The 14,331-nt window shown below is 62.7% G+C and carries 14 protein-coding genes; 7 read left to right on the top strand and 7 right to left on the bottom strand.

What is annotated here, in order from left to right:
- The first annotated feature begins 84 nt into the window (after window positions 1-84).
- Entirely contained in the window at window positions 85-1,650 is a 1,566-nt protein-coding gene (locus ACODNH_RS13720; protein WP_434530431.1) for a Na+/H+ antiporter NhaC family protein, read from the top strand.
- 33 nt (window positions 1,651-1,683) lie between these two features.
- Here the strand turns inward: ACODNH_RS13720 and ACODNH_RS13725 are convergent, their stop codons facing one another.
- The 3 genes from ACODNH_RS13725 to ACODNH_RS13735 form a co-directional block, all read right to left on the bottom strand.
- Window positions 1,684-2,331 (bottom strand): ArsR/SmtB family transcription factor, encoded by a 648-nt coding sequence (locus ACODNH_RS13725; RefSeq protein WP_434530432.1) that lies wholly within the window; start codon window positions 2,329-2,331, stop codon window positions 1,684-1,686.
- Window positions 2,332-2,400: 69 nt separating this feature from the next.
- Window positions 2,401-3,624 carry a hypothetical protein gene (locus tag ACODNH_RS13730; protein ID WP_434530433.1) on the bottom strand — a complete coding sequence of 408 codons (1,224 nt, stop codon included), beginning with the start codon at window positions 3,622-3,624 and terminating at the stop codon, window positions 2,401-2,403.
- Between the two features lie 96 nt (window positions 3,625-3,720).
- On the bottom strand, window positions 3,721-4,365 hold the full coding sequence (locus ACODNH_RS13735) for a DUF1405 domain-containing protein (protein WP_434530434.1): 645 nt from the start codon (window positions 4,363-4,365) through the stop codon (window positions 3,721-3,723).
- Between the two features lie 149 nt (window positions 4,366-4,514).
- On the opposite strand from ACODNH_RS13735, the gene ACODNH_RS13740 reads away from it, so the two are divergent.
- Genes ACODNH_RS13740 through ACODNH_RS13755 form a run of 4 tightly spaced genes read left to right on the top strand, consistent with a single transcriptional unit; the run spans window position 4,515 to window position 7,899 of the window.
- Window positions 4,515-4,880 (top strand): DUF5802 family protein, encoded by a 366-nt coding sequence (locus ACODNH_RS13740; protein ID WP_306705045.1) that lies wholly within the window; start codon window positions 4,515-4,517, stop codon window positions 4,878-4,880.
- 49 nt (window positions 4,881-4,929) lie between these two features.
- Window positions 4,930-5,823, top strand: coding sequence for a Vms1/Ankzf1 family peptidyl-tRNA hydrolase (locus ACODNH_RS13745; RefSeq protein ID WP_306705047.1), 894 nt, complete (start codon window positions 4,930-4,932; stop codon window positions 5,821-5,823).
- Between the two features lie 31 nt (window positions 5,824-5,854).
- Window positions 5,855-6,865, top strand: a complete 1,011-nt coding sequence (locus ACODNH_RS13750) for a DUF1611 domain-containing protein (RefSeq protein WP_434530435.1) — start codon at window positions 5,855-5,857, stop codon at window positions 6,863-6,865.
- The gene (locus ACODNH_RS13755; RefSeq protein WP_434530436.1) at window positions 6,862-7,899 is read left to right on the top strand and encodes a dipeptide epimerase; all 1,038 of its coding nucleotides are present in this window, start codon (window positions 6,862-6,864) and stop codon (window positions 7,897-7,899) included. The genes ACODNH_RS13750 and ACODNH_RS13755 overlap by 4 nt, the downstream gene beginning before the upstream one ends.
- Window positions 7,900-7,943: 44 nt before the next feature.
- On the opposite strand, the gene ACODNH_RS13760 is transcribed toward ACODNH_RS13755, so the two are convergent.
- From ACODNH_RS13760 to ACODNH_RS13775, 4 genes are all read right to left on the bottom strand, one after another.
- On the bottom strand, window positions 7,944-8,417 hold the full coding sequence (locus tag ACODNH_RS13760; RefSeq protein ID WP_434530437.1) for a peroxiredoxin: 474 nt from the start codon (window positions 8,415-8,417) through the stop codon (window positions 7,944-7,946).
- An 85-nt stretch (window positions 8,418-8,502) separates the two neighbouring features.
- Window positions 8,503-10,434: a hypothetical protein gene (locus ACODNH_RS13765; protein ID WP_434530438.1), complete on the bottom strand. Its 1,932-nt coding sequence runs from the start codon at window positions 10,432-10,434 to the stop codon at window positions 8,503-8,505.
- A gap of 56 nt (window positions 10,435-10,490) precedes the next feature.
- Window positions 10,491-11,003 carry a gamma carbonic anhydrase family protein gene (locus ACODNH_RS13770; protein ID WP_434530439.1) on the bottom strand — a complete coding sequence of 171 codons (513 nt, stop codon included), beginning with the start codon at window positions 11,001-11,003 and terminating at the stop codon, window positions 10,491-10,493.
- Window positions 11,004-11,111: 108 nt separating this feature from the next.
- Window positions 11,112-11,543 carry a universal stress protein gene (locus ACODNH_RS13775; RefSeq protein ID WP_306705059.1) on the bottom strand — a complete coding sequence of 144 codons (432 nt, stop codon included), beginning with the start codon at window positions 11,541-11,543 and terminating at the stop codon, window positions 11,112-11,114.
- A 182-nt stretch (window positions 11,544-11,725) separates the two neighbouring features.
- Between ACODNH_RS13775 and ACODNH_RS13780 the strand changes: the two genes are divergently transcribed.
- Together ACODNH_RS13780 and thrS are read left to right on the top strand one after the other, a co-directional pair.
- Window positions 11,726-12,292 (top strand): HTH domain-containing protein, encoded by a 567-nt coding sequence (locus ACODNH_RS13780; RefSeq protein WP_434530440.1) that lies wholly within the window; start codon window positions 11,726-11,728, stop codon window positions 12,290-12,292.
- A 58-nt stretch (window positions 12,293-12,350) separates the two neighbouring features.
- Entirely contained in the window at window positions 12,351-14,279 is a 1,929-nt protein-coding gene (gene thrS / locus ACODNH_RS13785; protein WP_434530441.1) for a threonine--tRNA ligase, read from the top strand.
- Window positions 14,280-14,331 lie beyond the last annotated feature (52 nt).

Raw genomic sequence — 14,331 nt, forward strand, 5'->3', positions numbered from 1 at the left:
TGGTGCACTTTCTCGATTTTCAATCACAGTGTCTTGAGTTGATAACGCTTATAACTCTCGTATGTAAATCCCGGAACAGAACGCATGGCACCAGAAACGTACGGGCTTATCAGCCTGTTTCCGGCGATGCTCGCCATTGTACTGACGTTGTTCACTCGCCAAGTACTGCTCTCGCTGTTTGCAGGTATCTGGATCGGTGCGACGGTGCTCGTCGGCTGGAACCCAGCCGCCGGAGCCGCTCGGAGCCTACAGTTTGTCGTGGATAACGTGACCGAGCCGTTTAACGTCAAATTGCTCCTGTTCACCTTCCTCATCGGAGCAATGCTGGGGATGATCTTCCTCTCCGGCGGGATGAATGCGCTTGCGTCACAGATGGTCAAGCGCATTCGGACCCGCCGGCAGGCGGCGCTTGGCACGTCGCTACTGGGGATGACGATCTTCGTCGACTCGTACGCCTCGACGATGATTACCGGGTCGGTCATGCGGCCGATCACCGATAAGTTCGGCATCAGTCGCGAGAAGCTGGCGTACATTCTTGACTCCACCACTGCCCCGACCGCGTCGATATCAGTCGTCTCGACGTGGCTCGGATTCGAGGTCGGACTCATCGCCGAGCAACTGACCACAATCGGGGTGGACCGAAGCGCGTTCCTGCTGTTCCTCGAATCGATTCCCTATCGGTTCTACAGCCTGCTCGCGCTTGCAATGGTCTTCATTGTCGTCATCGCCGACCTTGACTTCGGCCCGATGGCGGAGGCCGAACGTAGAGCCAGAGAAGAGGGCAAAGTCCTCGGCGACAACGCTGACCCGCTCATGGAAACGCAGGAAGACGATATCGTGACGCCCGACCACGTCGAGCCGCGGTGGTGGTACTTCGCCGCCCCAATCGCCGCACTCGTTGGGGTGACCGGGTTTTCACTGTATTACTCCGGCGGTGGGTTCGCTGGACGGGGTCTCACCGATGCGCTGTCGAACGCGGCCACTGCGGATGCCATCGTCTGGGCCTCGTTCTCAGCCTGTCTGGTCATTCTGACCATTCTCGTCGGGCACGCACGGATCGCGGTTGACGAAGTGAGCGACGCTATCTTCGAGGGGTTCAAGATGGTGATGTTCCCCGTCGCGGTGCTCTCGCTCGCGTGGTCTATCGGTGCCGTGAGCCAGGCACTCGGTGTCGGCCCATACGTCATCGCCATCAGCGAGGGGATTATCACGGCTGGGATGCTGCCCGCCGTCATTTTTGTCAGTGCGGTCATTATCAGCTTCAGCATCGGTACGTCTTGGGGGACGATGGGTATCCTGTTCCCGGTCGCAATCCCGCTCGGACACGCGCTCGGCGCGCCGCTGGCACCGGCTATCGCAGCGATTCTGACTGGCGCGCTGTTCGGTGACCACTGCTCGCCGATCTCGGACACCACGGTGATGTCGAGTATGTTTGCCGCAAGCGACCACGTTGACCACGTGAACACCCAGATTCCCTATGCAGTGCTGGCCGGTATTGTCGCAACCGGGCTGTTCCTGATGGCCGGCTACGGCGTCCCGGCGTACATCGCGCTTCCGATCGGACTGGCCGCTGTCGGGTCAGTGACGTACCTGCTCTCAGAACAGTTGTCGGTCGAGGTCCCGAGTTCGTACGGGTCGAATGCGGACTGAGACGGTCCGCTTCCTGAAGCTCTCCCGTCCCGTCTAAACGATTTCCCAGCCGTCGTCGGTCCGTTTGACCACATCGTCCTCCGCAAGCCGAGTGAGTGCTTCCTCGACGATTTCCGGCGGGGCCTCGATCTCTCTGGCCAGCGCCGGGACGGTATCGATACCGTTTGCGAGTCCGCTGACCAGCTCTGCGTATAGTCGTCCGTCGCCGTTCTCGAAGCCGGAGTCGATGCGGTCCCGCACGTCGGTCATGCGGGCCTGCACCCACCGCTGGGCCAGCGACAGTTCGTTCTCTAGCTGCTGGAGATGCTCTAGTTCGCGTGCCAGGTCGTGAAAATTCCCGCCAGCTTCTTCGCCGACATCTATCGAGAGGTGGCGGCAAGAGGGCATCTCGAACTCGGGATTTGCCGGATAGGCGCTCTTGGTACCGAACTCATACGGAGAGACACGAACCTCCAAACGGAGGTTCCGAGCGATAGAGAAGTACTTCCGGCGTTGGTCGTCTGTCCGGGAGTCGATGAGCCCGGCGTCTTCGAGCTTCTGGAGGTGGTCGATGACCGCTTTCGGGCTAACCCCGATGTATTCGCTGATTTCGGTGACGTAGCAGGGTTTGTGTGCGAGTAGTTTGAGAATCCGCCGGCGGTTGGCGTTTCCAAGGAGATTGAGTAACTCGGCGGAGTCCATCGATACGTAGGTAGCGGGTCACGGTTCAAAAGCATGACTCTCGTCAGGCGGTTTGCTGGTGTCACCCGCCTACGATAGCCGGTCTATCCACGATGTGCCCTGTAAGCCGCTGTTTCCGCTTCCCTGACCGCTTCCGCCATTACCACTCTGTCCGCCACCATCATTTCCTCCGTTATCGGCGTTGTCGTTGCCACCATCGGAAGCGCTGCCAGAATCATCGACACCGCCATTGCCGGCGGAATCGTCACTACCAGAACTGTCGTCGGAGCCGCTAGAATCGCCACTGCCAGAACTATCGTCAGAGCCGCTAGAACCGTCACTGCCAGAACTATCGTCAGAGCCGCTAGAACCGTCACTGCCAGAACTGTCGTCAGAATCCGACGTGTCGGCTGAATCATCTTCCCCACCACTGTCAGAAGCCCCATCAGGCCCAGTGCTGCCTCCCGCGCTATCGTCGCCGCTGGCGTTCTCATCATCACTGCTGTTGCCCCTATCGTTACCCTGTTCAGCGCCGTTTCCCCCACTCTGAGCTGTGTCGTCGGACTCTGCAGTTTCGTTTTCGCTGTCGCCAGGCCCGTCGTCCGGTGGGCCTTGGTCGCTCTCGTTCCCTTGCTGTCCGGGGGTATCAACAGGCGGCCCCTGTTGGCTCTGGTTTGCACCCTGCTCGGATGTGTTGGCTGGTGGGCCCCGTTCGCTCTGGTTGGATCCGATGTTGTCCGGCGGCCCCTGCTCATCCGGGTCGGTGGTCTCCGGCGGTCCGGCGATGCCGCGAGCAATCGATGCGACCCGCTGACCGGAGAGATTGCTGGCGTTCTGTTTCAGCCGCTTCAGTGCGGTGTCGTTCACACCGGTCTGTTCGGCGGCTGTGTCAGTGTCATTAATCGCGGCCTGCAGGCCCGCGATCTCCGCGGTAAGTCTGCTCTGTTGTGCCACGTAGGCCTGCTCACTGATGCTTCCGTTCTCGTATCGCTGTTCGAGCGTGGTATTGCGCTCCTGTAGTCGGTCGAGTCGGCGCTCAAGCGAGTCGGCCCGGTCTGTGACCAGTTCGGCCCGTTCGGTTCCGTTCGATTGGTTGTATGCGGACCGCCACATCCCGTTCTCGACCGTGTCGTTCGCGGCGGCGGAGTTCGACTGCAGGAACGCGGTGAGTTGCGTTCCCATGCCGCTGGCAGAGTCGTTCTGCGTAGCCACTGCCTCCGTCGCGGTCTCCTGTGCTGTCACGGCCGGGAGGCCGACAGCGACAGTCCCGACGATGACCAGCACGGTGAGGAGCGTGGCCTGACGTGGGCTCATTCCTGTTCCTGCCTCTGTCCTCCCACATCAAAAAGAAATGCCTTCGTTCGCGTCGTTCATAGACGCTCGAAATAACCTCAAATAGTCCAAGAGTGTTTAAGCTGTCTTTTCAGTCGGCAGCTGCATCGGAAGCAGTCGCCAGGCGATTCCCACCGATAGCACTGAGAGCGCGACGGTGGCAATCGGTAACACGAGTCCTGGATCGTATCGTAACGGCGGATAGTAGCCGAAGCCGTAGTCGAGGACGTCGTTGCCGAGTGCCAGCACCAGTGCAGTCACGAGCGCGCCCTTCGTTGTTCGGGCGTAGTGCGGGACTAACAGCCCCTCGGCGACGAAGCCGAGGTGGGTAATGATGATGCCGAAATACGCCCACGGAGCCGGGAAGTAGGCGTCGAAGCCGATGTTTAACGCCACGACGGTCCACAGACCCATCTTGACCAGCCAGACCAGCGCAATCGTGTGGAGGTACGCGAGCGGCACCGTCAGCGGGACCTCGTCGAGTGACTTGCCGAGGAATGGCAGGAGGGTCGCTACCGATAGCGTCATCAGGAACAGCGCAGCCGGCGAATCGGCGTACAGTGGCCAGAGGAACGTCGACACTCCGGGCATCGTCTCGACGTAAAACCGGACACCGACGAGCATCGCGACGGCGTTGACGACCAGCAGCCACACGAGACTCGGCGTCTGTTCCAGATAGTAGCGCGCGTACCGACGTGGCAACGGCCCTCGCTGCTCGCTCATAGGTCGATTCGGGGCCGGCCGTGGCAAAGCCCTGTCGGACAGACGCCGGTATCGGGTTACCGACCCCCCGAATCCGCGCTGTTTGCACGACGGGAAAAGGTTGCCGGCGAACACTTATGTATGTCAATGACACACATTCAGTTGCACCGATGTTCGAACAGTTTTCGCGCGGATACTACCTCGGCCGCCTCTACGTCGAACCGAGAGACGACGCGGCGGCCGCAATGTGTCGCGAGCAGCACGAGCGAGTGAACGAACAGTTGTACGCCTCCGGGGACGGGGTCGAGCGCACAGACTATCCGCTCGTAATGAAACTCGGCTCCCAGCACTTCGCCGTCCACGGTGACGAACAGGTCCCGGCGGACACACTCGTCGTTCCCGAAACGATGCTTGAAAACGCCAACGTCCGGAACCCACCCAGCCTCGAAGAAGTATTTCTGGCGAAAGCGGACCACGCCGCACAACTGCTCTCTATTTCAGAGGGGACGCCGACACTGCCCGACACCGCCGTCTGAGGGTCGTCGGAAGTCAGTTTTAAGCCCGTCCCCGTCTGCCATCCAGTCGATGCTTGACCGGTTGCTGGGACGAGCGTCGCTGAAAGAGCGGGTGGCCGAACTCGAAGAGGAGAACCACCATCTCGAACGACAGCTCGACGCCGAGAAGGAGCGCCGCGCCGACGCAGCGACCGAACGCCAGCAGGCCGAGGCCGAGGTCAATCGGCTGGAGGACCGCGTGGCCGAACTCCAGGACCGGGTCGCACGCCTGCAAGACGAGGAGGGCGAATCGACGTTCCGGGCCGAGGAGACGCTCAGTCGGGCGCGCCTGAGTGAAGTACTCGACCGGCTGGAATCTGTCGAGACGGAGCCAGAGGGGATCTTTACCGCCTACGTCGACGCGGAGCGCTCCCTGCCCGGCCCGGTTCGGGACGCCTTCGGCGACCGCGCGGCGCTGGTCGCCAGCGCCGCGCCGTGTCTGGCTGTGACGGACGACGCCGGCATCCTGTCGGCGTGTCTGTCCGTCCCTGCGCCGCCGTCGCCGTTCACCGGGTGGGCCGACACTGTTCAACTGGAGCGGTCTTGGTTCGAACCGACCGGCGAACACGTCGTCGCGCTGGTTCGCTCGGACCTGTTCGCCATGGGCGAGTACGACGGCCGCGAGCGGACCGCGTTCCACGGGTTCGACTCGGAGCTGAAAAGCCAGCACTCGAAGGGCGGCTTCTCGCAGGGCCGGTTCGAACGGCTCCGGGACCAGCAAATCGACTCCCACCTCGACCGCTGTCGGGCCGCCATTGAGGAGGTGTCGCCCGACCGGCTGTACGTCGTCGGCGAGGGGTCGGTCATCCACGAGTTTGAGGACCTTGCGACGGCGACGAAGCCGGTCGACGCGACTGGGGAGCCCGACGCGGCGCTCGACGACGCCGTTCGGTCGCTGTGGTCAGTCCGGCTACGCGTTCCGTAGCTTTTTCGCGGGGCGGTGATTCTGTCCGGCCATGGCCGTAGCCATCTTAACACACGACGCCTTCCCCGACCGAGCCAAGACGGCCGTCGGGCTGTTGCGGTACGGTGACCGAACGGTACGCGCGCTTATCGACCGCGAGCGGGCCGGCCAGCGCGTCCACGACTCGCTGCCGGACGTACAGGATGCGCCAGTCGTCGCATCGATGGCCGACGCACCCGACGTTGACGCGCTCGTAATTGGTATCTCTCCAATCGGCGGCGAGTTCAACGAGTCCTGGCGAGACGACGTTCGTACAGCGCTCGAACGCGGTTGTGACGTGTATTCTGGACTGCACGACTTTCTGGCTGACGACGACGAGTTTTCTCGTCTCGCCGCGGAACACGACGCCGAACTGCACGACCTCCGCAAGCCGCCCGAAGACCTGACCGTGGCAGCGGGGACCGCCGGTGAAGTGGACGCGACAGTCGTCACGACTGTCGGCACCGACTGCTCGACGGGGAAGATGACTTCGTCGTTCGAGATCCGCGATGCGGCGCGGGAGCGGGGCCTCAACGCTGCCGTCGTTCCGACGGGTCAGACCGGTATCGCCATCACCGGCTGGGGCATCGTCATCGACCGCGTCATCGCTGACTACGCCGCCGGCGCGGTCGAACGGCTGGTGGAAGAAGTGCAGGCGGCGGACCTCCTCGTCGTCGAAGGACAGGGCGCGCTGGCCCATCCGGCCTATTCGGGTGTGACGACGAGCATCCTCCACGGGTCGGTCCCGGATGCGCTCGTCATGTGCCACGAGGCCGGCCGCGAGGCCATTCACGGCTACGAGTCGTTCGATATTCCGCCCCTCCCCGAGTACGTCGACATCTACGAGCGTCTGGCCGCGCCCATCTCGGACGCCTCTGTCGTTGCGGGCATGTTGAACACGCGCCACCTCGACGACGGTGTGGCCGCAGATGCTGTTGCAGAGTACAGCGACGCTCTGGACGCACCGGCAACTGATCCCGTCCGCCACGGCGTCCCTGACGAGGTACTGGACGCCATCCTATGAACTGGCGCGTCGACCGTCACGACCTGCCGCTGTCGAACCCGTTCGGCATCTCGCGGGAGACCAGCGAGACCAGCGAGACCGTTGTGGTTGAACTCACCTATGAGGGCACCACCGGCATCGGGGCCGTCACGCCGTCCGCGTACTACAACGAGAGCGCTCGGTCGGTGGCTGAAACGCTGCCCTCGCTCTGTGAGACTGTCGACCGCATCGGCGACCCACATGCCCAGCAACGCATCGAACGGGAACTCGCCGAGCGAGCGCCGGACCAGCCCGCCGCCCGGATGGCACTCTCTATCGCCGTCCACGACCTCGCCGCTCGGCAACTGGACCTGCCACTGTACCGCCAGTGGGGACTTGACCCGGACACGGTCCCACCGACCACCTACACGGTCGGCATCGACTCACCCGAGCGGATGGCTGAGAAAGCAAGGAAGGCGGCCGACAGCGGCTTTGGCCACCTGAAAGTCAAACTCGGGACTGAGGACGACCGGGCGCGACTGGACGCGGTCCGGGACGCCGTTCCCGACGCCGAGGTACGCGTCGACGCCAACACCGCATGGACCGCACAGGAAGCTATCGACAATGCGGACTGGCTTGCCGACGCTGGCGTGACGATGCTCGAACAGCCGGTTGCGGCCGACGATATTGACGGCTTGCGCCGCGTGACCGACGCGACTGAGATTCCTGTCGCCGCCGACGAGTCCTGCGTGACTGCGTCCGACGTGCCGCGGGTCGCTGACGCCTGTGACATCGTCAACGCCAAGCTTGTCAAATGCGGCGGTCTTCGGCCCGCAATGCGGCTGCTCAACGCCGCCGACGCCCACGGCCTCGACCTGATGCTCGGATGTATGGTCGAGTCCAACGCCAGTATCGCCGCAGCGGTACATCTCGCGCCGCTGGTCGACTACGTCGACCTCGACGGAGCGCTCTTGTTAGCGTCAGACCCCTACACCGGCGTCCCGCTCGACGGTGACGTGTTCGACCTGACCGCGGTGTCGGCCGGCACCGGCGCTCACCGGACACGAGACGCGTAGCTGCGAGGGAGTGCCTATAAAAACCGGGTTCGGGGGTGACCCGCTTACGCCGACTGGACGGCGTCCAGCAGCTCGTCGTAGTCCGGCTCGTTGGTCGGGTCGTCGGCGACCCAGCTGTAGGCGACCTCGCCGTCGTCGTCGACGACGAACACGGCGCGGTTCGAGACGCCGAGCAGCCCGAGGTCTTCGATGTCAATTTCGAGGTCGTAGTCCTGAATCGCCGACCGGCCCATGTCGCTGAGCAGGTCGAACTCCAGACCGTGCTCGTCACGGAAGGAGTTCAGCGAGAACGCCGAGTCGGCGCTGACGCCGAGGACCGTTGCGCCGGCGTCGTGGAAGTCACCGAGGTGCTCCTGCAGGGCCACCATCTCGTTGGAGCACGGCGGTGTGAACGCGCCCGGGAAGAAGGCCAGCACGACCGGCCCATCACCAAGGTGGTCGCTCAGTTCGAAGTCCTCTACCTCACCGTTCGCGATTGTCGCCGAGATGTCCGGCGCTGTGTCGCCTGTGGATACCATCACCCAAATATAACGGCGTCATCCGAATAAATACCCGCCATCCGGCAGGAGACTCTTGGACTCCGTTTTACCGGGGGCTGGCCGCTTACAGCCACTCTTCGAAGGAGTGGTGTTCGCGACTTGCTTCGATATAGTCCCGTTGCATCGACTGGATGGCTGCCGAGAGGTCGTCGCCGTCGTCGAGGTACTCACGGACGCGAGCGATCTTCCATCCGCTTGGGGTCATGCCGGCGTCGTATCGGGCTTCAATGGGGCCGAGGTACTCGTCGATGCGGGCCTCTGGCACATCCTGTTCGGCTAGCCCCAGACGAGCGTACTGGAAAATCTCGTCGTAGATCGCGTCGTGATCGACCGTCCGCTCGCCCTCGGCCGTCACCCACGAGAGGTCCGCGTCGGAGCCGTCCTGTGCGGCGCTGTAGAAGCTCCGCCTGGCCTCCTGCCAGGGCAGTTCTGCGGCTGGGTGGTCGGCGACGACCAGCCCGCGGATGAGGCCGACCGTCAGCGCCTGCAGCCCGATCATGTCCTTGGCGTGGGGCTGGGTCGGGAGCGGGCGATACTCGATTCGGAGTGACTTTTCAGTGCTTGCCCCGTCGACGGGCGTCCCGCCGACGACACAGCGGAGCCAGCGCCAGTAGGTCCCGCGCTTGTGGTCGAACTCCCAGAACTCGTCTTCGAATGCCGCCCGGTCGTCGTCGTGCAGAAACTCCCGGAGGAACGGCGCGAACAGGTCGTCGTCGACGACGCGACCGACGACATCAGTGGTGTCGTTGAGGTCTCGCGGGACCCGGACTTTCGGGTTTTCACTGGTGTTGACCGACTGCTCGAAGGCCGCAATACGGAGTTCGTGATGGGTAGTCTCACAGAGCCACTCGCCGTCGGTGTCACCGTACATATCGGCGGGTAGGAACGGCGAATTGACTGATAGCGCAAGCAGCGGCCCGAGCGTCCGTATCGCAGCGTTGTAGTACTCGGGGAACGCTCCGGCATCCGGAATCTGGAGGTGTGGCTGGATCGAGGTAGCCAGCGACTCGAACAGAATCGTCGGGAACGACCCGCTGTACCCCGGTACGTCGAAGTCGATGCTGCCGCCGGCGTGGTCCAGCGCTTCGTTGTCTAGTGCCACGTATCTGGGGGCCTGCCGCATGTTGTCCGCGAGGACGACACCGTCGTTCGTCTCGTGCGCCGAGAGGTACTGCTCGCTTCCCTCCTCCGGGGGAATGGTCCACATCGCGTCGAGGACGAGTTCGCAGTTGTGCTTGCTCGCTTGCTGGCGGGCCTGTTTCGTCTGCATCTCCACCGCCGTCGTCTGGACTTCCATTCCCGTCTCGTCGAAACTGTTCGGCTCGGTGTTGACCTCGGCGTTGTGCAGGCCCAGTTCCTTGTTGGCCTCCCCCTCGAACACCACGTCGGGTAAGGGGGTCAGCCGCCCCTTCCAGTCCTCGGGGTCCATGTACGGTTCGTCACTTTCTTCCTCGACTGATGACTCGACGGCCGGTTCGGCCTCTTCCTCCTCTGGCGTCTCCGGTTCGTCCTCTGCCAGCGGGCTGTCCGGGTCGATGTCGAGTGACGGCCCCTCTCCGGGACCGAACGCGTCGTCGGACCCGTCAACAGCTTCACCAGCGTCTTGATCTGGAGACTCATCGCCGTCGGGCTCCAGTGGATTGCCATCGTCTGGCTCCAGCGATGCCCCGTTGCCGTTTGGCTCCAGTGATGCGCCGTCGTCTTCTGGCTCCGCCGGCGCGTCGAGCGACCCGCTCCAGGCTGCCCCGCCCGATCCGCTCAGGCCCTCTTCGGTGGCTTCCTCGCTGTCTTCCGCATCGTCCGGTTCGGGCGGGTCCGGCTCGGCGTTGATGGCGTACAGTTCGATTTCCAGACCGACGGAGAACGCCTCGTTGTCGAACTCCCCGGCCTCGATGGCTCTCCGGAGCTGCATCGCCTGTTCGTCGACCCGCTCAGTGAACGCCGCGGCAGTCTCGTCAGCGAGCGACCGGGTCACGAGGTCGACGATATCGTCCATGCTCGGTACTGTGTGGGTTCTTCCACTATAAGTGACCTGTCGTTGTCCGCCGGGTGTTACTCGAAGAGGTCCTCGTGGCGGGCCGCGAGGTTGGCGTAATCGCCGGAACTGAACGCCTCGAACACTTCGTTGGGATCGATAGTGGTCTCTGACAACGGTGTCACTGTGGCCGGACTCCCGCGGACAAAGGACTCCGCGGGGACCTCGTAGCCCGGTGGGACGACCGTTCCCATCGCGACAATAGAGCCCTCGCCGATAGTGGCGTCGCTGACTGTCGAATTGAATCCAACGAGCGCCCCGTCACGCACATGGGCGTCGTTGAGAACAGCTCCGTGGCCGACCATCACTTTTTCACCGACGGTCGAGGCGTGGACAATGGCCCCGTCACCGATCGCCGATTCGCGGCCTACCTCGACGGGGGCCACGTCGCCGCGCAACACGACACCGGGCCAGACGTTCGCGTTCGGGCCGACGGTGACATTACCCACCAGCGTCGCCTCGCGGCTGACGTGGGCGTATCCGTGGATGTCAGGTGTTGCTCCTTCGAAAGCGTACTCTCGGCTGTCCATACTGTCACCATCGTGTCGGCGGATCGAAAAGATACCGGTCAGAAGGGGGTGCTACCGGTTGTATAGCCGCTGTCGCGCACGTCTCCACCGCAACCGCACCTCACCGAGCTATTCGATGTGGACGACGAGGACGGGGACGGGCGCGCTCTGGACGACGCGCTCGGTGACGCTCCCGAGATTGGCGACCCGGTCTCGGCCGGTTCGGCCGTGGGTTCCCATCACGATGAGGTCAATGTCTTCCTGTTCTGCGTAGTCGGTGATTGTCTTGTGGGGAATCCCTTCCGCCATGGTCGTGACGACCTCGACGCCGGCCTCCTCGCCCCCAACCACGATGTCGTCAAGCGCGACATCTCCCTCTTCCTCCAGCGACTGACGCACCTCGTCCTGATTGGCCTTGTCGGCCGCGACGTACAGTCGTCTGTCCACGACGTACAGCCCATGGAGGGTCGCGTCGTTGTCGCGCGCGATCGAAGTGGCGTGTGCGAGCGTCTCAGTCGTTCCCGAACTGCCGTCTGTGGCCACGAGCACCGAATCGTACATATCCGGCTTCTCATGCGAACTGTGCCCACATAGTATTCCCTATCACACTGACACGGTCCACAGCTGTCCAACCGGTGGTGTAATCGTTTGATTCAGTTTCCGTCGTTCAGTGTATAATCGTTCTAACCATTATTTGTCAACAGGAATACTTTTGCCAGTTGCTGTCCATTAATTTCTATACGATGCAGGGGAGCACGCAGCCAGACGGCACACGGGCAGAACTGTACGTTCGTTCACTCCTGCCCGACGGGCACACGCAGCAACAGGCTGCGGTTATCGACCGACTTCAGGGGCTGTCAGACACTGATGTTTTGTCGGACTTTACTGTTCAGGTCGTTGGTCGGCAAATACCGTCCACGCCAGCCGAGGCGCGGACCGAACTCGGACTCTTCGCACTCAACCGAGTCAGCGTCTTTCAGGAATGGGCAAAACGCAACAAATGTTCACTCGAACCCGCGTTCCAGGTCCGATCGGTTGACTCCGAGATGTCGGGGGAGCAGTACCGAGCGCTTGTGTTTCCGGTCCAACTATTAGCCGAGTACGCCGGGTCGGAACTCAGGTGCGTGACACCGCATACGGCCGGCGGGGAGACTGTCACTGTCATGGATCGCCTCACAATGCTCGAAGGAGAGGAAGAACTGGCGCTTTCATCGCTGGAGCGGGCAAGTGCAGCACGGCCACCGGCCCAGTCTGACCTGCCGGCGGCCGACACTATCGACGAGGATTCGGACCCGCTGTTGCCAGAGTAACACCAGCGTCGCCCGCGTCTCAATACACTTATCCCCGGCCGCCGTCGTATCCTCGGATATGAGTACGGTCACGGTCACGCTGCCCGACGGGACCCCACTCGAGGTCGAACGCGGCAGCACGGTCGAGGATGTCGCCTACGAAATCGGGCCAGGGCTGGGTGACGACACGGTCGCCGGCGTTGTCGACGGCGAACTTGTCGACAAACACGCGCCGTTGACAGAAGATGTCGGACTCGAAATCGTCACCGAGAGCAGTGACGAGTATCTCGATGTGCTTCGTCACTCCGCCGCCCACGTCTTCGCGCAGGCCCTGCAGCGCCTCTACCCCGATGCAAAGCTCACAATTGGGCCGTGGACCGACAACGGGTTCTACTACGACATTACCGGTGTCGACATCGACGAGGACGACCTCGAAGCTATCGAGACCGAAGCCGAGGAGATCATTGAGGAGGACCTCGACATCGAACGCGAACTCGTCGACCGCGACGACGCCTTCGAACGCTACGAGGATAATCAGTTCAAACAGGACATCCTCGAAACCGAGGCCGCAGACGACGAGGAAGTCTCGTTCTACACCCAGGGCGAGTTCGAGGACCTCTGTCAGGGCCCCCACGTCGAATCGACCGGCGAAATCGGCGGCTTCGCACTGCTCGAAATCTCGGCGGCCTTCTGGCGTGGCGAGGAGGAAAACGAGACGCTGACTCGCGTGTACGGAACCGCCTTCCCGACGGAGGACGCGCTCGACGAGTTCCTCGAACAGCGCCGCAAGGCCGAGGAGCGCGACCACCGCAAGATTGGTCAGGAGATGGATCTGTTCTCCATCGACGAAACGACCGGGCCGGGCCTGCCGCTGTACGAGCCCAACGGCAAGAAGATCCTCAACGAGCTGTCGGACTACGTCGCCGGCCTCAACCGCGACGCCGGCTACGACGAGGTCGAGACGCCCCACGTCTTCCGGACCGAACTCTGGAAGAAGTCAGGCCACTACGAGAACTACGTCGACGACATGTTCTTGCTCGATGTCAACGACGAGGAGTACGGCCTGAAGCCGATGAACTGCCCGGGCCACGCCACCATCTTCGAGCAGAACTCCTGGAGCTACCGGGATCTGCCGGTGCGGTACTTCGAGGACGGGAAGGTGTACCGCAAAGAGCAGCGCGGCGAACTCTCCGGGCTCTCCCGAACTTGGGCCTTCACCATCGACGACGGCCATCTATTCGTCCGCCCGGACCAGATCGAGGAGGAAGTGCTGGCGACGGTCGACATCATCCTCGATACGCTTGACACCTTCAACCTCGACTACACGGTCCAGTTCGCTACCCGGCCGGAGAAGTCCGTCGGCGGCGACGAAATCTGGGAGAAAGCCGAATCCCAGCTCGAATCTGTCCTCGACGAGCAGGACATCGACTACGTCGTCGAGGAAGGCGATGGCGCGTTCTACGGCCCGAAGATCGACTTCGCCTTCGAGGACGCGCTCGGTCGCCACTGGGACGGCCCGACCGTCCAGTTGGACTTCAATATGCCCGAGCGGTTCGACCTCTCCTACACCGGTGAGGACAACAAGGAGCATCGCCCGGTGATGATCCACCGCGCGCTGTATGGCTCCTACGAACGGTTCTTCATGGTGCTGACCGAGCACTACAACGGGAAGTTCCCGCCGTGGCTTGCCCCCGAACAAATTCGCCTGCTACCGGTCAGCGACGACAACATCGACTACTGCGAGGAGATTCAGGACGAACTCGATGACTTCCGGGTCACTATCGAGGACCGATCCTGGACTGTCGGCAAGAAGATCCAGCAGGCCCACGACGACCGGGTTCCCTATATGTGTGTCATCGGCGACAACGAGGAGGAAGCCGGGACAATCTCAGTCAGGGATCGCAAGGAACGCGAGGAGAAGGACATCGACATCGCCGAGTTCCGCGACCACCTCGAAACCGAGGTCGAGCAGCAGCGAACCGCTGTGACGTTCCTCGCCGGGCGGTAGCCTCCAGTCAGCCCCTGCCCCCGCGTTTGCTCCGGTAGACGGAAACTACTAA

Source organism: Haloarcula sp. NS06 (assembly GCF_051122755.1).
Classification (GTDB): Archaea; Halobacteriota; Halobacteria; order Halobacteriales; family Haloarculaceae; genus Haloarcula.